The 22,579-nt window shown below is 69.4% G+C and carries 20 protein-coding genes and 1 pseudogene; 17 read left to right on the forward strand and 4 right to left on the reverse strand.

The window, feature by feature from the left end; translation table 11 throughout:
• The first annotated feature begins 121 nt into the window (after positions 1–121).
• Positions 122–1,129 (forward strand): Rieske 2Fe-2S domain-containing protein, encoded by a 1,008-nt coding sequence (locus tag A5709_RS19255; protein WP_067950764.1) that lies wholly within the window; start codon positions 122–124, stop codon positions 1,127–1,129.
• Positions 1,126–2,208, forward strand: a complete 1,083-nt coding sequence (locus A5709_RS19260; protein ID WP_067950767.1) for a dihydrodipicolinate reductase — start codon at positions 1,126–1,128, stop codon at positions 2,206–2,208. Before A5709_RS19255 ends, A5709_RS19260 begins: the two co-directional genes overlap by 4 nt.
• 7 nt (positions 2,209–2,215) lie before the next feature.
• Here the strand turns inward: A5709_RS19260 and A5709_RS19265 are convergent, their stop codons facing one another.
• Positions 2,216–3,562: an HNH endonuclease signature motif containing protein gene (locus A5709_RS19265; protein ID WP_067950769.1), complete on the reverse strand. Its 1,347-nt coding sequence runs from the start codon at positions 3,560–3,562 to the stop codon at positions 2,216–2,218.
• Positions 3,563–3,665: 103 nt separating this feature from the next.
• Between A5709_RS19265 and dapB the strand changes: the two genes are divergently transcribed.
• From dapB to A5709_RS19280, 3 genes are read left to right on the forward strand one after another with little or no spacing between them, the layout of a single operon-like run.
• On the forward strand, positions 3,666–4,403 hold the full coding sequence (gene dapB / locus A5709_RS19270) for a 4-hydroxy-tetrahydrodipicolinate reductase (protein ID WP_067950771.1): 738 nt from the start codon (positions 3,666–3,668) through the stop codon (positions 4,401–4,403).
• Positions 4,400–4,855: a hypothetical protein gene (locus A5709_RS19275; protein ID WP_068011359.1), complete on the forward strand. Its 456-nt coding sequence runs from the start codon at positions 4,400–4,402 to the stop codon at positions 4,853–4,855. The genes dapB and A5709_RS19275 overlap by 4 nt, the downstream gene beginning before the upstream one ends.
• On the forward strand, positions 4,852–5,307 hold the full coding sequence (locus A5709_RS19280; RefSeq protein ID WP_067950775.1) for a flavodoxin family protein: 456 nt from the start codon (positions 4,852–4,854) through the stop codon (positions 5,305–5,307). Before A5709_RS19275 ends, A5709_RS19280 begins: the two co-directional genes overlap by 4 nt.
• A gap of 5 nt (positions 5,308–5,312) precedes the next feature.
• Here A5709_RS19280 and A5709_RS19285 read toward each other — a convergent pair.
• A pseudogene (locus A5709_RS19285) lies at positions 5,313–6,147 on the reverse strand (thioesterase family protein).
• 38 nt (positions 6,148–6,185) lie between these two features.
• On the opposite strand from A5709_RS19285, the gene A5709_RS19290 reads away from it, so the two are divergent.
• The gene (locus A5709_RS19290; protein WP_197520197.1) at positions 6,186–7,721 is read left to right on the forward strand and encodes a class I adenylate-forming enzyme family protein; all 1,536 of its coding nucleotides are present in this window, start codon (positions 6,186–6,188) and stop codon (positions 7,719–7,721) included.
• On the forward strand, positions 7,718–10,957 hold the full coding sequence (locus tag A5709_RS19295; protein WP_068121684.1) for a carboxyl transferase domain-containing protein: 3,240 nt from the start codon (positions 7,718–7,720) through the stop codon (positions 10,955–10,957). Before A5709_RS19290 ends, A5709_RS19295 begins: the two co-directional genes overlap by 4 nt.
• Here A5709_RS19295 and A5709_RS19300 read toward each other — a convergent pair whose 3' ends face one another.
• Positions 10,958–11,305 carry a PE-PGRS family protein gene (locus A5709_RS19300; RefSeq protein ID WP_067950780.1) on the reverse strand — a complete coding sequence of 116 codons (348 nt, stop codon included), beginning with the start codon at positions 11,303–11,305 and terminating at the stop codon, positions 10,958–10,960. It abuts the gene before it with no gap.
• Positions 11,306–11,394: 89 nt separating this feature from the next.
• Here A5709_RS19300 and A5709_RS19305 point away from each other — a divergent pair, with 89 nt between their 5' ends.
• The 4 genes from A5709_RS19305 to A5709_RS19320 all read left to right on the forward strand — a co-directional run bounded on the left by A5709_RS19305 (position 11,395) and on the right by A5709_RS19320 (position 15,905).
• Entirely contained in the window at positions 11,395–12,165 is a 771-nt protein-coding gene (locus A5709_RS19305) for an SDR family oxidoreductase (protein ID WP_068121687.1), read from the forward strand.
• Between the two features lie 2 nt (positions 12,166–12,167).
• Positions 12,168–13,373, forward strand: a complete 1,206-nt coding sequence (locus A5709_RS19310) for an acyl-CoA dehydrogenase family protein (protein ID WP_067950785.1) — start codon at positions 12,168–12,170, stop codon at positions 13,371–13,373.
• Positions 13,370–14,494, forward strand: a complete 1,125-nt coding sequence (locus A5709_RS19315; RefSeq protein WP_082974277.1) for an acyl-CoA dehydrogenase family protein — start codon at positions 13,370–13,372, stop codon at positions 14,492–14,494. Before A5709_RS19310 ends, A5709_RS19315 begins: the two co-directional genes overlap by 4 nt.
• Before the next feature lie 196 nt (positions 14,495–14,690).
• Positions 14,691–15,905, forward strand: coding sequence for a glycosyltransferase (locus A5709_RS19320; protein WP_068121721.1), 1,215 nt, complete (start codon positions 14,691–14,693; stop codon positions 15,903–15,905).
• Here A5709_RS19320 and A5709_RS19325 read toward each other — a convergent pair.
• Entirely contained in the window at positions 15,894–16,643 is a 750-nt protein-coding gene (locus A5709_RS19325; protein ID WP_067950788.1) for a dienelactone hydrolase family protein, read from the reverse strand. The two genes, A5709_RS19320 and A5709_RS19325, sit on opposite strands and share 12 nt — an antisense overlap.
• A gap of 153 nt (positions 16,644–16,796) precedes the next feature.
• On the opposite strand from A5709_RS19325, the gene A5709_RS19330 reads away from it, so the two are divergent.
• The 6 genes from A5709_RS19330 (at position 16,797) to A5709_RS19355 (ending at position 22,573) form a co-directional block, all read left to right on the forward strand.
• The gene (locus A5709_RS19330; protein ID WP_068121691.1) at positions 16,797–17,597 is read left to right on the forward strand and encodes a thymidylate synthase; all 801 of its coding nucleotides are present in this window, start codon (positions 16,797–16,799) and stop codon (positions 17,595–17,597) included.
• The gene (locus A5709_RS19335; protein ID WP_067950792.1) at positions 17,594–18,091 is read left to right on the forward strand and encodes a dihydrofolate reductase; all 498 of its coding nucleotides are present in this window, start codon (positions 17,594–17,596) and stop codon (positions 18,089–18,091) included. The genes A5709_RS19330 and A5709_RS19335 overlap by 4 nt, the downstream gene beginning before the upstream one ends.
• Positions 18,092–18,177: 86 nt before the next feature.
• On the forward strand, positions 18,178–18,879 hold the full coding sequence (locus tag A5709_RS19340) for a DivIVA domain-containing protein (protein WP_068121693.1): 702 nt from the start codon (positions 18,178–18,180) through the stop codon (positions 18,877–18,879).
• An 18-nt stretch (positions 18,880–18,897) separates the two neighbouring features.
• Positions 18,898–20,142, forward strand: coding sequence for a winged helix-turn-helix domain-containing protein (locus tag A5709_RS19345; RefSeq protein ID WP_197520199.1), 1,245 nt, complete (start codon positions 18,898–18,900; stop codon positions 20,140–20,142).
• Positions 20,142–21,515 (forward strand): type I restriction-modification system subunit M, encoded by a 1,374-nt coding sequence (locus A5709_RS19350; RefSeq protein ID WP_068121697.1) that lies wholly within the window; start codon positions 20,142–20,144, stop codon positions 21,513–21,515. The genes A5709_RS19345 and A5709_RS19350 overlap by 1 nt, the downstream gene beginning before the upstream one ends.
• Positions 21,512–22,573, forward strand: a complete 1,062-nt coding sequence (locus A5709_RS19355; RefSeq protein WP_068121700.1) for a restriction endonuclease subunit S — start codon at positions 21,512–21,514, stop codon at positions 22,571–22,573. Before A5709_RS19350 ends, A5709_RS19355 begins: the two co-directional genes overlap by 4 nt.
• The last annotated feature ends 6 nt before the right edge of the window (positions 22,574–22,579 follow it).

Genomic DNA, 22,579 nt, shown 5'->3' on the forward strand with positions numbered 1-22,579 from the left:
TCCGGCCCCGCTCACCTGCCGAGTCATCTGCCGAGCCTATCGCACGCCCAAAGTTTCATAGAGGGTACTTTGATTTCTCGGGGGGCGCGGCCTATCATTCGTTTTCAAGGAGGGATTCCGCATGGCTAAGCCGCCGTTGTCGATGAAACCAACCGGCTGGTTCCAGGTCGCCTGGTCCGACGAAATCGGGGTGGGCGACGTGCACAAGATGAAGTACTTCGGGCAGGAGATGGTCGCCTGGCGGGCCGAGTCCGGGCAGCTCACCGTGATGAACGCCTACTGCGAACACCTCGGCGCTCATTTGGGGTACGGCGGCAAAGTCGTCGGCGAGGTGTTGCAGTGCCCGTTCCACGGCTGGCAGTGGAGCCAGGAGGGCCGCAACGTCTGCATTCCCTACCAGGATCGGCCCAACCGCGGGCGGCGGATCCGCACCTACCCCGTGGTCGAGCGCAATGAGTCGGTCTACCTCTGGCATGACGTCGAGCGCCGCGAGCCGTACTTCGACGCACCGGACGTTTTCGGCGCGTTCCGAGACGGCAGCGGCGCGGGCGGCTATTACCCGCAGCAGCGGTTGTACCGGCCAGCCCTGGAGCTTCACCCGCAGTACGTGCTCGAAAACGGTGTCGACTTCGCACATTTCAAGTTCGTGCACAACACGCCGATCGTGCCGGTGTTCACCCGCCACGACTTCGCAGAGCCGGTGTCGTTCGTCGACTTCACCATCACCTTCGAGGGTGACGACGGGCAGAAGATCGAGGACGTCAACAGCGGCGTCGAGGCCATCAACGGTGGTCTGGGCATCGCGGTGACCAAGAGCTGGGGGATGATCGACAACCGCACCATCTCCGCGGTCACCCCGGTCGACGAGTTCACCTCCGACGTCCGCTTCATGGTCTACATCGGCCGCACGCCGCACAAAGACCCGGCCCGCGCCGAGCTCAAGGCGACCGAGTTCGGCCGTGAGGTGATCCGGCAGTTCGAGCAGGACATCGAGATCTGGTGTCACCAGCGCTATTCGGATCCACCCGCGCTGGCCACCGACGAGTACGAGGGCTTCACGGCAATTCGCAAGTGGGCCAAGCAGTTCTATCCGGATGCGTTCGCAATGCAGAAAGGCTCAACCGAATGACTAAAGCACCGATCCGCGTCTTCCAAGTGGCCACCGGAAACGTCGGCTCGGAGATGATCAAGCGGATCGCCACGCAGCCCGATCTCGAACTCGTTGGCGTGCATTGTTATTCGCCGGAGAAGGTCGGGCGCGATGCCGGTGAGCTCGCGGGCATCGAACCCAACGGGGTCAAGGCCACCGGCTCGATCGAGGAGATCATCGCCGCCAAGCCGGACGTGCTCACCTTCCACGGCGTGTTCCCCGACGAGGACCTCTATGTCAAAGTGCTCGAGGCCGGCATCAATATCGTCACCACCGCCGACTGGATCACCGGCTGGCACCGCGACAAGAACCATCCGCACCCGTCGGGCAAGCCGGTGAGCCGGCTGCTCGCCGAGGCCTGTGAAAAGGGTGGCGCGACGTTCTACGGGACCGGGATGAACCCGGGCCTGAACCAGATACTGGGCGTGGTGTGTTCGGCCGACGTCGCCGATATCGAGAACGTCACCACCATCGAGTCGGTGGACGTGTCGTGCCACCACTCCAAGGACACCTGGATCGAGGTGGGCTACGGCCAGCCGGTGGACGATCCGGAGATCCCGTCCAAGCTGGAGAAGTACACCCGCGTCTTCGCCGACAGCGTGTTGATGATGGCCGACTGCTTCGACCTGACCCTCGACGAGGTGAAGTTCAGCTACGAGCTGGGCGCGTGCACCAAGGATGTCGACCTGGGCTGGTACACCCTGCCCAAGGGATCGCTGGGGGGCAACTACATCAAGTACCAGGGCATGGTGGACGGGGTTCCCCGGGTCGAGACGCACCTGGAGTGGCAGATGACGCCGCACACCGACCCGAGCTGGAACATCAAGGGCTGCTACATCACCCAGATCAAGGGCGACCCGTGCATCTACAACAAGCACATGATCTTCCCCAAACCCGGCGTCGACCTGTCGAATCCGGACAACTTCGCCTCGATCGGGATGACCGTCACCGGCATGCCCGCGCTGGCGTCGATCAAGTCGGTCGTGGCGGCGCCGCCGGGGCTCATCACCAGCGCCGACCTGCCGCTGCGCGGGTTCGCCGGGCGGTTCAAGAGGTAGTCGCCGGTCAGGGGTCCGCGAGGCGTTCCGGGTGGTGGTAGTCGTTTGTGCGTTGGCCCCGGTCGAGATGCGGCGGCGGAATCCATTCGGTGCGCCCGTTGGGAAGTTTCCTTGTTCGCCAGCCCTTTTCGATGAGCTTATGGTCGGGCGTGCAGGCGAAGGTGAGCTTGTCAGCATCGGTCCTCCCGCCGGTGGCCCAGTCATCGACATGGTGGACTTCGGACCAATAACCGGGTACGTCGCAGCCGGGTTGAGTGCATCCGCGCTCCTTCGAGTAGAGGACAATGCGCTGGTCGGGCGAGGCGATTCGGCGTGAACGGCCAAGGTAGAGGGGGCGATTCGAGTGTTCGTCGAACACCGCCAGATAGTGGTAGGCGTGGCTGGCCATCCGAATTAGGTCGCGCATCGGCAGCACGGTTCCGCCGCCGGTCACCGCGCGGCCCGTCGCCGAGTTCAGCTCCTGCAGCGTGGTCGAGACGATGACGGTAACCGGTAGGCCGTTGTGTTGGCCGAGCTTTGGATCGCCCAGCTGGCCGCGCACCAGGGCGTTGAGCGCGTCGTGCTGGCGCTGGGCATGGCTGCGCGTGTCTCTGCCTGCCAGTTCCTCGCCCGGTTCGCCGTTGACGCAGGGCTTTTCGTCGTCCGGGTTGCACATGCCGGGGGCCGCGAACCGCGCCAGCCAGGCGTCGAGGTTGGCGCGCAACTCCGGGGAAGCAATTAGCTTGCCGACGCTCATTCCGTCGAGGCGTTGCGCGCCCCAGCTGAAGCCGCGCTGCCGGGCACGGTCGGCGTCGGAGAACTTCCCGTCGGGGTTGATCCACAGGGCGCACTGATGCGCGACTTTTTGCAGCTGGTCGGGACGCAGCTGCGCCGCCTGCGACGCCAGGAAACGCTCGGCCGCATCCACCGTCTCGGCGGCCACGGCGCCCGGCAGGTCGCGCACAAACCCCTGAATCACCCGCAGGTGCTGCCCGTCGAGTACGCCGTTACGCCACGCCTGGGCGGTGGCCGGCAGTTCCGGCGGCAACTCCTGGCCGGTGAGCGTCAGGCGAGGCGAGAGTTGCCTGGCGTCTCGAACCCGACGGCACGCGTCGGCATAGCTGATCCGTAGCCAGTCGGCGATCACCTTGTGGACCGGACCGCCGACGTCACCCGGATCCTCGTTCGCCAAGCCGGCGATCACGTCGGTGCCGAACGCGATTTGGCGCCGCCGGGAGGTCTCCATCGCGTCCAGCACGCGCAGCCGGACGACGGGGCTCAAGGCCGCGAAGTTGAGGTTGCCGATCCTGGCGACGGCCGTATCCAGCGCATCGAGCGCGGCGCTCACGTCGTCCGGAACGGAAATCGAATGCATGTTCGAATACTATCGGTCGCCGCAGACAGCGGCCACGAAACTTCGGGCCCCTGTGGATAAACACCCAACTGTGGATAACGTCCCCCGGTCTAGGGTGAAGCTCATGCGGGTAGGCGTCTTGGGAGCTAAGGGCAAAGTCGGTTCGGCGATGGTGGCGGGGGTGCAGGCCGCCGAGGACTTGACCCTGTCCGCGGAGGTGGACGCCGGTGACTCCCTGAGCATGTTCACCGACTCCGGCACCGAGGTGGTCATCGACTTCACCCATCCCGACGTGGTGATGGGCAACCTGGAGTTCCTGATCGGCAACGGGATTCACGCCGTCGTCGGCACCACGGGCTTCACCGCCGAACGGCTTGATCAAGTCGGGGAATGGCTGAAGAAAAGCCCGAACACGAGCGTCCTGATCGCCCCCAACTTCGCGATCGGCGCGGTGTTGTCGATGCACTTCGCCAAGCAGGCGGCGCGCTTCTTCGAGTCGGTGGAGGTGATCGAGCTGCACCATCCGCACAAGGCCGACGCGCCGTCGGGCACGGCGGCGCGCACCGCCAAGCTGATCGCCGAAGCGCGAAAAGGGCTGCCGCCCAACCCCGATGCCACCAGCACCAGCCTGCCCGGAGCCCGCGGCGCGGACGTCGACGGCATCCCGGTGCACTCGGTGCGGCTGGCCGGGTTGGTCGCCCACCAGGAGATCTTGTTCGGCACCGAGGGGGAGACGCTCACCATCCGGCACGACAGCCTGGACCGCACCTCGTTCGTGCCGGGCGTGTTGCTGGCGGTGCGGCGCGTCCAGGAACGGCCCGGCCTCACCGTGGGGCTCGAGCCCCTGCTCGACCTGCAATGACCAAGACGCTGCGCACCCAGTTCCTCATCGCGTTCCTCTGCGTGGCGATGCTGGCGTACTTCGTGCTGCTGGGTCGGATGGCCGTCGCGATGATCGCCTCGGGCCGCCCGGCCGCCGTGGGCCTGGGCCTGGCGGTGCTGATCATGCCCCTGATCGGACTGTGGGCCATGGTGGCGACCCTGCGGTCCGGGTTCGCCCACCAGAAGCTGGCACATCTCATCGCCGCCGACGGCATGGAGCTCGATACCAGCGCGCTGCCACGACGGGCGTCGGGCCGCATCGAACGGGACGCCGCGGACGCGCTGTTCGCCTCGGTGCGCACCGAAGTCGAAGACCACCCCGACGACTGGCGGCGCTGGTACCGGCTGGCCCGCGCCTACGACTACGCGGGGGACCGCAGGCGGGCGCGGGAGGCGATGAAGACGGCGCTGGAATTGCAGGGCCGCCAATGAGCAAGGTCCTGCTGATCGTCCACCACACGCCGTCCCCGCATTGCCACGAGATGTTCGAGGCGGTGGTCTCGGGCGCCACCGACCCGGAGATCGAGGGCGTCGAGGTCGTCCGGCGACCGGCGCTCACCGTGTCGCCGGCCGAGATGCTCGAGGCCGACGGCTACCTGCTGGGCAGCCCCGCGAACCTGGGCTACATGAGCGGGGCGCTCAAGCACGCGTTCGACTGCGCCTACTACCAGCTGCTCGACTCGACGCGCGGGCGCCCGTTCGGCCTGTACCTGCACGGCAACGAGGGCACCGAGGGCGCCGAACGCGGGGTCATGTCGATCACCACCGGGCTGGGTTGGACGAAAGCCGCGGAGAGCGTGCTGGTTTCGGGCAAGCCGGACAAGAGCGACCTGCAGGCGTGCTGGGAACTCGGCGCTACGGTGGCGGCGCAGTTGATGGAATGAGTCGCCTAGGTGTAAGCCGGCTTGAACGCCTCGGCCGGCTGGGCCAGGGCCAGCGCCGAGCTGGTGCCGATCGGTCCGTGCCGGTCGAACAGGGTGGCCGCCCCGGTCGCGACCCCTGCCGTTCCGTAGTGGCTCTGGGCCGCCAGGCCCAGGTATTCACCATCGGGCAGGCGGCTCGCGGTGACCGTGTAGTCGGCGTTGATGTAGCGCAATCCGCCGGTGCCCCAATGGGTCAGCGAACTCGTGATGTCTCCGACGAAGGCCAGGCGGGTGAACGGGGTCAGCGGGTGGCCGTGCACCATCGGGCGAAAGATCCGCGTCCACGCGAACTTCTGGGAATGGGACTGTTCCCACTCGCCGGCCGCGATGCCGGGACTGCCCGCGGCGGTGGCCCCGTAGCCCCAGATCAGGAACGGCATATCGGCAGGGAAGCCCGCGGAATCGGCCGGAAGCGGCGGCATTTGCAGGGGCGCGGACCACACCGCCCCCTCGGGATGATCCCCCCCGGCGCAGAAACAGCGCGCTGGCCCGCGCGACGGTGGTCCCGTTCTGGACCAGCGCCCCGTCGACGAGCTTGATCCGCCGGCCTTCCCGCTGTATCGAGGTCCGGATCTGCACCGGCTCGATCAACGCCGGGCGCAGCAGGTCGACCGTGAAGCGGGCGGCCTGGAAGTCGGGTTCGATGCCCGATTGCTCTATGCCCCAACCCAACAGACCGCCGACGATCTGACCGCCCATCGCGGCACCCCAGGGCCCCCGGGTCAGCACGCCCGGCAGGTAGGAGTCACCGTCGACAGTGAAGAACGCCTCGGGCATGATGGCGGGATCGTCGATCGTCACCGCTATCACGATAGGACACTGGATAGTAAGGAACGGGCATGCCTGCAGTGATCGAAATTTCGCGTGAAAACAACCCGTTCCCGACGACCGGCGTGACCCGCGACGCCGACGGCGTCCCGCACTACGACGATCTTCCCGCGACGCTGCTGGACATGCTGGCCGAACAGGTCGACCGGCGCCCCGACAGCGAGGCGCTGGTCGAACTCGGTGCCGGTCGACTGACCTACCGCCAGCTGTGGGACCGCGCCGCGCGCGTCGCCGGTGGGCTGCGGGCGGCCGGGCTGCGACCCGGCGACCGGGTCGCGGTGCGTTACCCGGCCGGCATCGACTGGGTGCTGGCGTTCTGGGGCGTCGTGATGGCGGGTGGCGTTGCGGTGGCGGTCAATACGCGCTCTGCGCAACCGGAAGTCGAATTCGTTCTGTCCGACTGCGGGGCGACGGCGGACCTGGCCGCGGACACCCCGCTGCCCGACGGCCAGCCATACGTGACCGAGCGGCTCGGTCCCGCCGACGTGGCCGCGCTGTTCTACACCTCGGGCACCACCGGCCACCCCAAGGGGGTGCCGACGACTCACGAGGCCTTCCTGACCAACACCGAGAACGGGATTCGCTGTCTCGATCAGCCGCGCGACCTGGGCGAGGCGATGCGCACGCTCATCTCGGTGCCGCTGTTCCATGTGACCGGTTGCAACACACAGCTTCTGGTCGCCGCTCGGCTGGGTGGCGCCTCGGTGATCATGCCCGCCCTCAACCTGGACGGGTTGATCACCACGTTGACGGCCGAGCGCATCTCCGTCATGGTCACCGTTCCGGCCGTCTACGCATTGATGTTGCGGCAGAAGGGCTTTGCCGAGGCCGACGTTTCCAGCGTCCGCTGGGTGGGTTACGGGGGCGCCCCGATCGCCCCGTCGTTGGTGCGAGCGGTGAAGGACGCCTTCCCGCAGGCCACGGTCTTCAACGGCTACGGCATGACCGAAACGTCGTCGCTGATGACGGTGCTGCCCAGCCGGGACGCCGTCGAGCACGCCGACTCGGTCGGCTACGCGGTCCCATCCGTCGACCTCGGCCTGGTTGCGTTCGGCGGCGACCAGCCGGGCGTCGGCGAGCTGGTGGTGCGCGGGGCGAACGTGACCGCCGGGTACTGGAACCGGCCGGAGGCGACGGCGGCCACCATCGTGGACGGCTGGTTGCACACCGGCGACGTCGTGCGGGTCGACGACGCGGGCCGGGTGCACATCGTCGACCGGCTCAAGGACATCATCAACCGCGGCGGTGAGAACGTCTCCAGCGTCGAGGTGGAAGCCGTGCTGCTGGGGGCGCCCCAGGTGCAGGACGCGTGCGTGCTGGCGGTTCCCGACGACGTCATGGGCGAAAAAGTGGGCGCCGTGTTGGTCGGCGGTACGGACGGGATCGACGTGCCGGCGGTGCTCGAACACTGCCGCGAGCAGCTCGCCGACTTCAAGGTGCCGCAATACGTCACGGTGGTCGACAGCGCGCTGCCGCGCAACGCCGGCGGCAAGCTGCTCAAGGGCAAACTCCGTGAACAGGTGCAGTGGGGAGAGCCGCTGCGATGAGCGCGACCGTGCTGGTGGCCAACCGCGGCGAGATCGCGCTCCGAATCATCCGCACCGCAGTCGAATTGGGCATGCGAACGGTCGCGGTCTACGCCGAGGACGACGCCGAAAGCCCGCATGTGCACGCCGCCGACGAAGCGATCGGCCTCCCCGGGGCCGGGCCGCGGGCCTACCTGGACCAGCCGGCCGTGCTGGCCGCGGCCAAGAGCTCCGGCGCCGAGCTGATCCACCCCGGTTACGGATTCCTCAGCGAGAACGCCGAATTCGCTCGCGCCTGCGCCGGCGCCGGCTACGCGTTCGTGGGACCGGACGCCGGCGCGCTCGAACTGGTGGGCAACAAGTCCGCGGCCCGCGGCGCCGCCATCGCCGCCGGGGTGCCGGTGTTGCCCGCGACCGACGGGCCCAGCAGCGTCGCCGAGATCGAGGCGTTCTTCCAGGCCCAGGGCGGCGCCATCATGATCAAGGCGCTCGCCGGCGGGGGCGGGCGGGGGATGCGGACCGTGCGCGGCGCCGACCAGATCGCAGGCGCCTACCAACAGTGCGCCGCGGAGGCCCAACTGGGCTTCGGCGACCCGGCGCTGTTCGCCGAGGCGCTGCTCGACGGCGCGCGGCACATCGAGGTCCAGGTGGTCGCCGCTCCGGCCGGGCACCAAACCCGCGCGCTGGCGCTCGGCGACCGCGACTGCAGCATCCAGCGGCGTTACCAGAAGCTCGTCGAAATGGCGCCCGCGCAGGGGCTTTCCGACGCATTGCGGCGCGACTTGCACCAGGCCGCGGTCCGGCTGTGCGCGCGGGTCGGACTGCGGGGACTGGCCACCGTCGAATTCCTGGTCGCCGGTGAGGAATTCGTCTTCCTCGAAGTCAATCCGAGAATCCAAGTGGAGCACACCGTCACCGAGGAGACGACCGGGTTTGACCTGGTGGCCGTCCAGCTGGCCATCGCCGGGGGTGCCTCCTACTACCAGCTCGGGCTGCCCGCCGGCATCGCCTCCGACGGCAACGAAATCATCGGGGAGCCCGCGGCGCATCGCGGCATTGCCATCCAGGCCCGGGTCAACATGGAGACTTTCGGCCCCGACCTCTCGGTGGTACCGGCGGCCGGCACCCTCACCGCGTTCTCGCCGCCGAGCGGGCCCGGGATTCGCGTCGACACCTACGGCCGGGCCGGCCTGGCGGTCAACCCGCAATACGACTCACTGCTGGCGAAGGTCGTCGCCCACGTGCACGGGTCGTCGCCGCAGTCCGCGTTGCGGAAGGCCCGGACCGCGCTCGCCGAGTTCGGCATCGAGGGGGTCCGCACCAACATCGACTTCCTCCGCGAGCTGTTGAATCACCCCGCCGTTCAATCCGGTTGGGTGAGCACCGGTTTCGTCGACGAGAAGCTGCCCGAGCTGGCGGCGGCGGCCTCGTCGCACCAACTCGACGTCCGTGCGGCTCCGGTCGAGCTCTATCCCGGCGAGGACGTGCTGCGCGCCCAACTGGCCGGCACGGTGGTCGAGGTGGCGCCCGAGGGCGCCGAATACCCCGCGGGTGGCCAGCTCGTCGTCTTCGAAGCGATGAAGATGCAGCATGTGCTCGTCGCGCCGGACGCACTGCAAACTGTGCGCAATCTGGTGACGCCCGGGCAGGTCGTCGGGACCGGTGACCCGTTGCTGGTGTTCGCCCGCACCGCCAGCGGTGCACAGGGCGATTCGGCAACGGCCGCAACCGATCTCGACCGCCCACGCGCCGACCTCGACGAGGTGCGCAGGCGGCATCTGCTCACCCTCGACGAGGGCCGCGAGGCCGCGGTCGCCAAGCGGCACAAGCAAGGCCGCCGCACCGCGCGGGAGAACATCGCCGATCTGGTCGACCCCGGCAGCTTCGTCGAGTACGGCGCGCTGGCCATCGCGGCGCAGCGCAGCCGGCGCTCGGAGGACGACCTCATCGCCAACACCCCGGCCGACGGCCTGGTCGCCGGGCTGGCCACCATCGGCGCGGACCGTTTCGGGCCGGCGGCGGCCGAGGCCGTCGTGGTCTCCTACGACTACACCGTGCTGGCGGGCACGCAAGGCATGCGCAACCACGCCAAGACCGACCGGGCGTTCGACCTGGCCGCCCGGAAACGGCTGCCGGTGGTGCTGTTCGCCGAGGGCGGCGGCGGCCGGCCGGGGGACACCGACGTCGGCGGCGCCGCCGGCCTGGACGTGCCGACCTTCCGGATGCTGGCCGCGCTGAGCGGCCGGGTGCCGCTGGTGTCGATCGTCTCGGGCCGGTGCTTCGCCGGGAACGCCGCGCTGGCCGGGGTCTGCGACGTGATCATCGCGACCCCGGACGCCAACATCGGGATGGGCGGGCCGGCCATGATCGAGGGCGGCGGGCTCGGGGTTTACCCGCCGGAGGCGATCGGGCCGATAGGCGTGCAGCGGCGCAACGGCGTGGTCAGCCTGGTCGCCCGCGACGAGGCGCACGCGGTCTCGTTGGCCAAGCAATACCTGTCGTATTTCCAGGGCCACGTGGACGATTGGGCCGCGCCCGATCCGCGGCTGGCCCGGCATGTGGTGCCGCAGAACCGGTTACGCGCCTATGACGTGCACCGCGCCATCGAGGCGATCGTCGACACCGGCTCCGCGCTGGAACTGCGCCCCGACTACGGCGTCGGCATCGTCACCGCCCTGGTCCGGGTCGAAGGGGCGGCCTACGGGCTGATCGCCAACAGCACCCATCACCTCGGCGGCGCCATCGACGCGGAGGCGGCCGACAAAGCCGGCGATTTCCTCGCCCTGTGTGAATCGTTTGGGCTGCCGGTGATTTCGCTCTGCGACACCCCGGGCTTCATGGTTGGGCCCGAGGCGGAGAAGGAGGCGGCGGTCCGGCGGTTCGGGCGGATGTTCGTTCTGGGTGCACGCTTGACGGTGCCCGTCGGAATGATCATCTTGCGCAAGGGATACGGGCTCGGGGCGATGGCGATGGCCGGCGGTTCCTTCCGCGCTCCGCAGTTCACCATCGCCTGGCCCACCGGGGAGATCGGCGGGATGGGGCTCGAGGGTGCGGTGCGCCTCGGGTTCAGCAAGGAGCTGGCGGCCGAGGGCGACCCCGTCAGGCGCCAAGAGTTGTTCGACAAGCTGGTGGCGGCGGCCTACGAGCACGGCAAAGCGCTGCGCGCGGCCACTACCTTCGAACTTGACGACGTCATCGACCCCGCGGACACCCGGGCCTGGATCGCCAGGCTCCGGGAGCCGCGTTCATCGAACTGATCAGGCGTGGCCGGAACCGCAGCCGACGCCGGGCAGGCAGCCCTGGCCGCCGGGAACTCCGCCGGGTCCGGCGTTTTGGCCGCCGGAGCCGCAGCCGACGCCCGGGACGCAGCCCTGACCGCCGGGGCCGCCGCCGGGGCCGCTGTTTTGGCCGCCCGAACCGCAGTTGCCGTTGGCGTCACAGCCCCCGCCGCTGGGGTCGTCCTTGAACACCACGTGCGTGGGCGCCGCGGACTGCCCGGGTGCGGATGCCAGGGAATCGGTTACGGCGATCGGCGCGACCGCGATTGCTGCCGCCGCAGCCCCGCCCACCACCAGTCTTTTCGTGAGGGTTAATTTCGTGGACATGCGGTTCGCATACCACGCTGACACACGTGTAAACACATCCATATAGCAAACGGTAAACCGTTGGCTTTCCCGACGGAAGGCGCAGCTCAATGACCTCACTGGATCTGACCGGCCGAACCGCGATCGTCACCGGCGCATCGCGCGGGATCGGGCTCGCGATCGCCCAGCAGCTCGCGTCCGCCGGGGCCAACGTGGTGCTCACCGCCCGCAAGCAGGAGGCCGCCGACGAGGCCGCGGCACAGGTAGACGGCAACGCGCTGGGCGTCGGCGCGCACGCCGTCGACGAGGACGCCGCCCGGCGCTGCGTGGACCTAACGCTTGAGCGTTTCGGCAGCGTGGACATCCTGATCAACAACGCCGGCACCAACCCGGCGTACGGCCCGCTGATCGACCAGGACCACGCCCGCTTCACCAAGATCTTCGACGTCAACCTCTGGGCCCCGTTGCTGTGGACCTCGCTCGTCGTCAAGTCGTGGATGGGCGAGCACGGCGGCGCGATCGTCAACACCGCGTCCATCGGAGGCCTGCACCAATCGCCGGCCATGGGCATGTACAACGCCACCAAGGCCGCGCTGATCCACGTCACCAAGCAGCTGGCGCTGGAACTGTCGCCCCGGATCCGCGTCAACGCGATCGCTCCGGGCGTGGTGCGCACCCGGTTGGCCGAGGCGCTGTGGAAGGACCACGAGGATCCGCTCGCATCCTCGATCGCGCTCGGACGCATCGGCGAGCCCGCCGACGTGGCCGCCGCCGTGGCCTTCCTCGTCTCCGACGCGGCCAGCTGGATCACCGGCGAGACGATGGTGATCGACGGCGGCCTGCTGCTCGGTGCCGCGCAAGGCTTCCGACCGCAGGGCTAGCCATGAGCTCCGATGATCTGGTGACGGACCTGAAGGCGCGGGTGCAGGCGCTGCTGGACGAATACGACCCGGCCACCACGGAGCCGCGCGAATTCCTTGGCGCGCAGTACGACGCGGGCCTGGCCTGGGTGCATCTGCCGCACGGCTTCGGCGGGTTGGACCTGCCGCGCAAGGCCCAGGAACTCGTCGACGCCCAGCTGGCAGCCGCCGGCGCGCCGGTGGGCGGCACCGCCAAGAACTACATCGGCATGGGCATGGCGGCGCCGACGATCGCGGCGTTCGGGACCGACGAGCAGAAGCGAAAGTTCCTGCGCCCGTTGTTCACCGGCGAACAGATCTACTGCCAGCTGTTCAGCGAACCCGGTGCCGGCTCGGACCTGGCCGGCGTGTCCACCCGGGCGGTCCGCGCGTCCGGTTTGCAAGGGGACGACTGGATTGTCAACGGGCAGAAGGTGTGGACGTCGCAGGCACAGCACGCGACCATGGCCATCCTGGTCGCGCGCACCGACCCGGCGGTGCCCAAACACGCCGGCCTGACGTATTTCCTGTGCGACATGACGCAACCCGGCGTCGAAGTGCGCCCGCTGCGCCAGATCACCGGCGAGGCGGAATTCAACGAGGTGTTCCTCACCGACGTCCGGGTTCCCGACGCCAATCGGCTCGGACCGGAGGGCGGCGGCTGGCGCGTCGCGACCACCACCCTCAACAACGAGCGCGTCGCCATCGGCACCCGCGCCGGAACTCCGCGCGAGGGCGGCCATATCGGCAAGGTCACCAGGGCCTGGCGAAACGAGCCCGCGCTGCGCGACCCCGCCATGCACGACGAGCTGATGCGGCTGTGGGTCGAGGCGGAGGTCCTGCGGCTCGCGGGTGAGCGCCTGCGCCAGCAGGCCACCGCGGGTCAGCCCGGCCCGGAGGGTGCGGGCATGAAGGTGGCGTTTGCCCGCCTGGCTCAAGCGATCTCGGGCTTCGAGATCGAACTGCACGGCGAGGCCGGGCTGCGCTACGACGACTGGACCATGCGCCGACCGGAAACCGTCGACCTGGTGGGGCGCGAGCCCGGATACCGCTACCTGCGGGCCCGCGGCAACTCCATCGAGGGCGGCACCTCGGAGATCCTGCGCAACACCATCTCTGAGCGCATCCTCGGCCTGCCCGGTGAGCACCGCGTCGACAAAGACGTCGCCTGGAAGGACCTGGATCGGTGAGTGACCTGCTCTACTCGGACACCGAGGAGGCCCTGCGCGACAGCGTTCGGCACCTGTTCGCCGACCGCTGCCCGCCCGAATCGGTGGCCCGCGCCTACGACCCGCAACCGCAAGACTTCTCCAGCGTCTGGCGGACATTGGCCGTCGAGCTCGGGGTGGCCGGCCTGCTCGTCCCCGAGTCGCTCGGCGGGGCGGGGGCGGGCGCCCGCGAGGCCGCGGTCGTCATGGAGGAGATCGGCCGGGCCGTCGCGCCGGTGCCGTTCCTGTCCAGCGCGGTGCTGGCCACCGTTGCGCTGTTGCATGCCGGCGACGTCGAGACCGTGTCCGCCCTGGCCCAGGGCGAGCTGACCGCGGCGCTGGTGGTGCCGCTCTCGACCGCACCCGGGGATCCGCTCGGGGTGATGACCCGCGGCACGGACGGACTGAACGGATCGGTCACCAGCGTCGCCGGTGCCGCCGAGGCCGACGTGCTGGTGGTGCCGGTCGCCGGCGCGGACGGACCCGAGCTGCATACCGTCCCGCGCACCGCGACCGGTGTGGAGGTGACGCCACTGCTGGCGCTGGACATGACGAGACCCATTGCGAACGTGGGTTTTTCGGCAGTCGCCTCGTCACACGTCGGGCCGGCCGACGGCCCGGTCACCGAGGCGCTGCGCACGGGGGCGGCCCTGCTCGCGTCCGAGCAACTCGGGATCGCCCAATGGTGTTTCCACACCACGCTGGAATATGCCAAGCAGCGCAAGCAGTTTGGCCGCGCGATCGGCTCGTACCAGGCGATCAAGCACCGGCTGGCCGATCTGTGGTTCGAGGTCGGCGCCGCGACGGCCGCGGCCCGCTACGCGGCCGATACGTGCGCCCGCGGCGACGGCGACGCGGCCGATACGTGCGCCCGCGGCGACGACGACGCGGCCGTCGCGGCGGCCGTCGCCCAGGCGTATTGCAGCGGTGTCGCCGTGCACGCGGCCGAGGAGTGCGTGCAGCTGCACGGCGGCATCGGCATGACGTGGGAGTATCCCGCGCACCTTTATCTCAAGCGCGCCAAGAGCGATCAGTTGACCTTCGGCACCGCCTACCGCCACCGCGCCCGGCTGGCGGAGTTGGTCGACCTGCCCCCGAACTAGTTGGGCTCGGGTTGATTTTTTCCCCGCGGGACGTCGGGGAGCAGCGAAATTCGTTATCGCGCTGCCCTATTCGCGGCGCCATGGGAGTCTCCTGCGGGTCGGCGCAAGGCCACCGGCCGCCGTTTCATGCGAAGGTGTCGGTCCGCGGTGGGCGAACAAGGTGGCCGACCGCACGCCGGAGGTGAAAAACATCGGAATGCGCGTGCTGCTGTCCACCCACGATTCGCGCGGGGCGGTCGAACCGCTTGCGGCGCTCGGGGTTCAGTTGCGGGCGCTCGGCGCGGAGGTTCGGGTGTGCGCGCCGCCGGACCGGGAATTCGCGGATTTGCTGGCCCGTATCGATCTGCCGCTGGTGCCTTTCGGCGATTCGTGGCGTGCGCGGGCGGCAGGCCTCACGCCGTCCGAGGACGACCTGCGCCGGCACTTGGACGGGCTGGTGGCCGGGCAATTCGACGCGGTGGCCGCCGCGGCCGATGGATGTGACCTGCTGGTGTCGACCGGCTTCCCACCGGTGGCCGCGGGCGCGCGGTCGGTGGCCGAGCGCCTGGGCATTCCCTACGTCTACGTGAGCTACCAACCGACGATCCTGCCGTCGCCGCATCACCTGCCGCTGACCTATGCCGGCCAGTTTCCGCCGGGCGTGATCGACAACCGGGTGCTGTGGCAGCTGGACGCCCAGCACATCAACACGCTGTTCGGCGCGACGCTCAACGCCCATCGTGCGTCGCTGGGCCTGCCGCCGGTGGACGACATCCGCGACTACGCCCTCACCAAGCGTCCGTGGCTGGCGGCGGATCCCACGCTGGGCCCGTGGCCGGAGCGAAGCGGGCTCGACGTGGTCCAGACCGGGGCGTGGCTGCTGGCCGACGAACGTCCCCTCCCCGCCGACGTGGCGGAGTTCCTCGACGCCGGCCCGGCGCCGGTGTACGTGGGCTTCGGCAGCATGCCGATGCGCGCCGCGACCGACCTTTCCCGGGCCGTCGTCGAGGCCGTCCGCACCCATGGCCGCCGGGCGATTCTCTACCGGGGCTGGTCCGGCCTGGCCCCGATAGACGACCGCGACGACTGCCTCGCCATCGGTGAGCTCAACCACCAGGCGCTCTTCGCCCGCGTCGCCGCCGTCGTGCACCACGGCGGCGCTGGCACCACGACCACCGCAGCGCGGGCCGGCGCGCCGCAGGTGGTGGCGCCGCAGGGGGCCGACCAGCCGTACTGGGCCGGCAGGGTGGCCGAGCTGGGCATCGGCACCGCGCACGACGGGCCGGCCCCCACCGCCGGGTCGCTGGCGGCCGCGCTCGAGACCGCCCTGTCGCCGGATATCCGCGCGGGGGCGAGTGCCGTGGCCGCCAAGATCCGCACCGACGGCGCGGCGATGGCCGCGGCGCTGCTGCTGAACGGGTTAGCGGGGTAACGCCGAACCGAAGAGCTCGGTCATGGCCTGCCAGTGCCGCTCGGCCGCGGCGGCGTCGTACGGCGCGTTGTCCGGCACCGCGAACCCATGGCCCGCCGGGTACCACTCGATGGTGTGCTGCACGCCGGCTGCGGTCAGCGCCTTGTCGAGCTGCTCGGCGTCGTTGCGCGTGAAGGACGCGTCATCCTTGGCGCCACCCACGTACACCGTCGCGCTGATCCGGTCGGCCAGCAGGTGCGGGCTGTCCGCCGCGTCGGTTACCAGGCCGCCGCCGTGGAAGGACGCCGCAGCGGCGACGCGCTCGGGCACCCGGCCGGCGACCACCAGGGACGTGCGGCCGCCCATGCAATAGCCGCAAACGCCGAAGCGCTCCCCGGACACCTCCGGCCGGGCCGACAGGTAGTCGAAGAAGGCGACGGCGTCGCTGGCCATCTTGTCCGGGGTGATGCCGCCGATCATCCCGAACAGCCGCCTGCGTTCCTTCTCGTCGGCGAACACGGTGGCCATGTCGAACGGGGCCCACTCGCCGCTGCGGTAGTACACGTCGGGAAGCAGCACGGCGTAGCCGTATCCGGCCAATTTGGCCGCCATTTGTTCGAAGGTGTCGCGCAGTCCGCCGGCGTCGGGGTACATGACCACGCCGGGCCACGGGACTTGAGCTTCCGGACCATCGGGGGTGAGCAAATGGACGGTGCAGGTCCCGTCAGCGGTGGCGATGGTGTCGATGATGTTCGGCATGGGACCCGTTCTACTCCTGGCCCTGGGAGTTAGATTTTTCGGCGTCGACCCGCCGCGCCCGGCTTCGCCGCGCTTGCGATCGCCGCGGGAAATATGGCGTCGACCCGCCGCGCCCGGCTTCGCCGCGCTTGCGATCGCCGTTAAGCTGGCCGCGTGCCGATCCCGACGCCCTACGAGGACCTGTTGCGCCTGGTGCTCGAGCGGGGCACGGCCAAAGCCGACCGCACCGGCACCGGGACCCGCAGCCTGTTCGGCCAGCAGTTGCGCTACGACCTGTCGGCCGGTTTCCCGCTGCTCACCACCAAGAAGGTGCATCTGAAGTCGGTCATCTACGAGTTGCTGTGGTTCCTGCGCGGCGACTCCAATGTCGCCTGGCTGCACGAGCACGGCGTCACCATCTGGGACGAATGGGCAAGCGAGACAGGCGATCTCGGGCCGATATACGGCGTGCAGTGGCGGTCCTGGCCGACGCCGAGGGGCGAGCACGTCGACCAGATCACCGCGGCGCTGGACTTGCTGCGCACCGATCCGAACTCGCGGCGCATCATCGTGTCGGCGTGGAACGTGGGGGAGATCCCGCAGATGGCGCTGCCGCCGTGCCACGCGTTCTTCCAGTTCTACGTGGCCGACGGTCGGCTCAGCTGCCAGCTGTACCAGCGCAGCGCCGACCTCTTTCTCGGCGTGCCGTTCAACATCGCCAGCTACGCGCTGCTCACCCACATGATGGCCGCCCAGGCCGGTCTGTCGGTCGGTGAGTTCGTCTGGACGGGTGGTGACTGCCACATCTACGACAACCACGTCGAGCAGGTGCGTACCCAGCTCAGCCGCGAGCCGCGGCCGTACCCGGAACTTGTGCTGGGACATCGGGATTCGATCTTCGACTACACCTACGACGACGTCGTCGTGAAGAATTACGACCCGCATCCCGCGATCAAAGCCCCCGTCGCTGTATGACCGACCTCGGCCTGGTGTGGGCGCAATCGACGTCGGGCATCATCGGCCGTGGTGGCGACATCCCATGGCGAGTGCCCGAGGACCTGGCCCGCTTCAAAGAGCTGACCATCGGGCACACCGTGGTGATGGGCCGGCGCACCTGGGAGTCGCTGCCGGCCAAGGTCCGGCCGCTGCCCGGTCGCAGGAATGTCGTACTCTCGCGCCGGAGGGACTTCGTGGCCGACGGCGCGCAGGTCGTCGGGTCGCTCGAGGCGGCTCTTGCCGATTCCGCGGACGAGCCCGAGACGTGGGTGATCGGGGGCGAGCAGGTCTACCTGCTCGCGCTTCCCCAGGCCACGCGGTGTGAGGTCACCGAGGTCGAAGTCGACCTGCGGCGCGACGACGACGACGCGCTCGCGCCGGTGCTCGACGACGCCTGGCTGGGTGAGACGGGGGAGTGGCAGGTCAGTCGCACGGGGCTGCGGTACCGGCTGCACAGCTACCGTCGGGCATAGGCCTTGGTCTCCGCGCCCGTGACATACTCGGACGCGGGGGTCGGTCTCTCCACGTCACCACACGTTGCCAGGAGGGGGAATTGGCAGTGATAACCGAACCCACGAAAGCGTTCACTCGCATGTTCAGGGGCTACGACCCGGCCGCGGTCGATGCCCACATCGAGATGTTGACCACCAAGCAGCAGTTGTTGCTCGACGACGTCGAGAGCCTGCGGTCCCGGCTGAAGGAAGCCGGCGACCAGACGGCCGCGCTGCGCAAGGAGGTCGCCGTCCTCACCGACACGTCACCCTCACCCCACGCGGTGCAGCGCCGGATGGCGAAGATGCTGCAGCGCGCGGTCGAGGAGGTTTCCGAGATGCAGGCCGAGGCGCGGAGCGAGGCGGACGCGCTGATCGCAGCGGCCGAGGCCGAGGTCGAGGCCGCGCAGCGAAAGCACGAAGAGGAGTTGGCGGAGATGGCCGAACAGCGAAAAGCCATGGAAACCGATTACGAGGAAGCCAAAAAGCAGCTGGAGGCCGAAATGGCCGGGATGCGTGCCGAGACCGAAGCGGCGATCGACAAGGCGTGGCGCGACGCCCAGCGCGAGGCCGATCACTACCGCGAGCAGGCCCGGCGCGCGGCGGACGAGGCGATCAAGCAACGGATCAACGTCCTCGAGCAACTGATGGGCGTGTACCGCGACCTCGAAGCGGTCCCGGCCGCGCTCGAGTCGGCCTACCAGGAGCAGAAGAACGCGCCGGAGCCGAGCGTCGCGGTGCCGCTGGACGGGAAAGTCAGCACGGGCTAGCCGCGTCGTCGCCGGGAGCTGTCGCACCCGAGCGGTATTGTCGGCGCCGTGTCGATCCGGACCCCCAGGCTGTCGGCCGCGCAAGCCCGACGGATCGCCGTTGCGGCCCAAGGATTTAGCGAGCCGCGCCCCGCCGGTCCGGTCACCCGCGCCCACCTGAAGCGCCTGATTTCGAGAATCCAAGTGCTGCAATTGGATTCGGTTTCGGTCGCGGTGCGCGCCCACTACGCGCCCGTGTTCAGCCGGCTCGGTCCCTACGACCGCGACGTGCTGGATCGCGCCGCCTGGGGCCCGCGCGCGGCGCGGCTGCTGGCCGAGTACTGGGCGCACGAGGCGGCGCTGATGGCCGTGGACGACTGGCCGCTGCTGCGCTGGCGGATGCGCCAGTACCGGCACGGCCGCTGGGGCGTCCACATCGTCAAGGCCAATCCCCAGCTTGCCGAGGACATCGTCGCCGCCGTCGCCGAACTCGGCCCCAGCACCGCCGGGCAGATCGAAGCGCATCTGGCGGCCGAGCCGCGCCGCAAGAAGGGAACCTGGTGGAACCGCAGCGACACCAAGTGGGTCGCGGAGGCGCTGTTCGCGGCCGGCGTGCTCACGACGGCCACGCGGGTGGGCTTCGCACGGCACTACGACCTGGTGGAACGGGTGCTGCCGGCGAGCGTACTGGCGCGCGACGTCGACGACGAGGAAGCCGTCCGGGAACTCACGCTGCGGGCGGCCACCGCGCTCGGCGTGGGCACCGAGGCCGACATCCGCGACTACTTCCGGCTGTCGGCCCAGCAGGCCAAGCCGGCGGTCGCCGACCTGCTGGCCGCGGGCGAGATCGAGCGGGTCGACGTCGACGGCTGGCCCGCGCCGGCCTATCTGCGCACCGGCCGCGCGGTGCCGCGTGCCGACCGGGGCACCGCGCTGTTGTGTCCGTTCGACCCGCTGATCTTCTTTCGGCCCCGGGTCGAGCGGCTGTTCGGATTCCATTACCGCATCGAGATCTACACCCCGGCCCACAAGCGCCAATACGGCTACTACGTGTGGCCGCTGCTGATGGACGGGCAGCTGGTCGCGCGTGTCGACCTCAAGGCCGACCGGGCCGCCGACACGCTGCGCGTCGTCGGTGCGTTCGGCGAACCCGACGCGCCGCGACCGCGCGTCGTCGAGGCGCTGGCCGGGGAACTGCGATCCATGGCCTCGTGGCTGGGACTGGGCGGGTTCAGCGTCGCCACCCGGGGCGACCTGGCCGCCGGTCTGCGGGCGGCCGGCTGATGCGGGCCACGGACAAAGATCTCAAAGAGACGCTGTGGAAGGCGGCCAACAAGTTGCGCGGCTCGCTTTCGGCCGGCCAGTACAAAGACGTCATCCTCGGGCTGGTGTTCCTCAAGCATGCCTCCGAAGCGCAGTGGAAGTCCTTGGCGCACAATGCGGATTCGCCCGACATCGGCCGGCTCGTGGACGAGGCGATGGAGACCGCGACGCTGCCGCGGCTGTACGAAAACCTCGACCCGCGCCGCCTCGGTGAGCTGCTGCGCCTGCTGGACACCGCGCGACTGGGTGGGCGTGGCAACGCCAGGGACGTGCTGGGCGAGGTGTACGAGTACTTTCTGGGCAATTTCGCACGCGCGGAAGGGCGCCGCGGCGGCGAATTCTTCACCCCACCCAGCGTGGTCCGGGTGATCGTCGAGGTCCTAAAACCCTCGAGCGGGCGGGTGTATGACCCGTGCTGCGGCTCGGGCGGGATGTTCGTGCAGACCGAGCGGTTCATCGCAGAGCACGAGGGCGATCCCGCGCGGGTCACCATCTTCGGACAGGAAAGCGTCGAGCAGACCTGGCGGATGGCGAAGATGAACCTCGCCGTGCACGGCCTCGACAGCGCGGGGCTGGGCGAGCGGTGGGGGGACACGTTCCGTGACGATCTGCACGCCGGCGTGCAGATGGATTACGTGATGGCCAATCCGCCCTTCAACATCAAGGATTGGGCCCGCGACGAGCGTGACCCGCGGTGGCGCTTCGGTGTCCCGCCCGCCGGCAACGCCAACTACGCGTGGATTCAGCACGTCCTGTCCAAACTGGCCCCGGGCGGGAAGGCCGGCGTGGTCATGGCCAACGGTTCGATGTCGTCGAATGTGGCCGGGGAAGGCGAGATTCGCGCGCGGATCGTCGACGCCGACCTGGTGTCGTGCATGGTCGCGCTGCCCGGGCAGCTGTTCCGCAGCACGTCGATTCCGGTGTGCCTGTGGTTCTTCGACACCGACAAGGGCAAGCGGTCCGGGCAGGTGCTGTTCATCGACGCCCGCGGGCTCGGCCATTTGGTGGACCGCACCGAGCGGGTGCTGACGCACGAGGAGGTCGTCCGCATTGGCGACACGTATCACGCGTGGCGCGGATCGGAATCGGCCGCCGCGAAAGTCCTTACCTATCAAGATGTTCCGGGTTTCTGCGGCTCCGCGTCGCTCGACGATATCGCCGCGGCGGGATACGCGCTCACGCCGGGGCGCTATGTCGGCGCGCCCGTCCCCGAGGACGACGGCGAGCCGGCCGAGGAGAAGATCGCCCGCCTGACCGGCGACCTGCTCGCGGCGCTCGACGAATCCGCACGCCTGGAAGGCGTTGTGCGCCAACAATTGGAGCGCCTGCGATGATCACCACGCTGGGTGACCACCTGGCCTTCAGCAGCGGCGGCAGCTCGCCGCCGCGCGCGCCGGGCGGACGCTTCCGCGTCTACGGCGCCAACGGGGCCATCGGTTACGCGGCCGAACACAACGCGGCCGGCCCGCTGATCGTCCTCGGGCGCGTCGGGTCGCGGTGCGGCAGCCTGCGGTACTGCGACTCCGACGTCTGGGTCACCGAGAACGCACTGGTATGCCGGGCCAACGACCCACGCGAGACGCGGTATTGGTACTACGCGCTGCAAACCTGTCGGCTGGGCGATCACCGCTGCGGATCGGGGCAGCCGCTGCTCAGCCAGCGCATCCTGCGTGACGTCGCGGTGCGCAGCGTGCGCGCGCCGCAGCGCCGGGCGATCGCCGAATTGCTCGGCTCCCTCGACGACAAGGTGTCCGCCAACGGGCGCGTGATCGAGGCCGCCGAGAACGTGATGGTCGCCATCGCGGAGTCGGCCCGCGAACGCGCGCCGCTGTCCAGCCTTGCGACCCGGTTGACGGCGTTCCTCAACGTCGCCGAGTTCGACGACGTGGTCGCACACTTCAGCCTCCCGGCGTTCGACGACGGGGCGCAGCCCCGCGTCGTGAGTGCGGAGTCCATCAGGAGCGGCAAGTTCCTCCTGTCGGGCCCGTGCGTGCTGTTCGCGAAGCTCAATCCCCGGATTCCGCGAATCTGGAACGTGCCGAGCCTTCCGCCGCAGATGGCCGTGGCCAGCAGCGAGTTCGTCGTCCTGAAGCCCAGCGGCGTCGACGCCTCGGCCCTGTGGTCGGCCGTCCGGCATCCCGACGTCTCCGAACGGCTGCAACGCCGGGTGGCCGGGACGTCGGGGAGCCATCAGCGGATCCAGCCGCGCGACCTCTTGGACGTTATGGTCCCGGACGTTCGGCGCCTGCCCACCACGGCGCTACGAACGATCACCGGCCTGGGGGCGCTACGCCACGCGCGTCGCACCGAGAGCGCGCGGCTGTCCGCCTTGCGCGACGCGCTGCTGCCCCTGCTGATATCGGGTGAGCTCACGGTCCGGTCGAAACGTTAAGGTGAG

This window comes from Mycobacterium sp. E1386, from assembly GCF_001672745.1.
In the GTDB taxonomy this organism is placed as follows: domain Bacteria; phylum Actinomycetota; class Actinomycetes; order Mycobacteriales; family Mycobacteriaceae; genus Mycobacterium.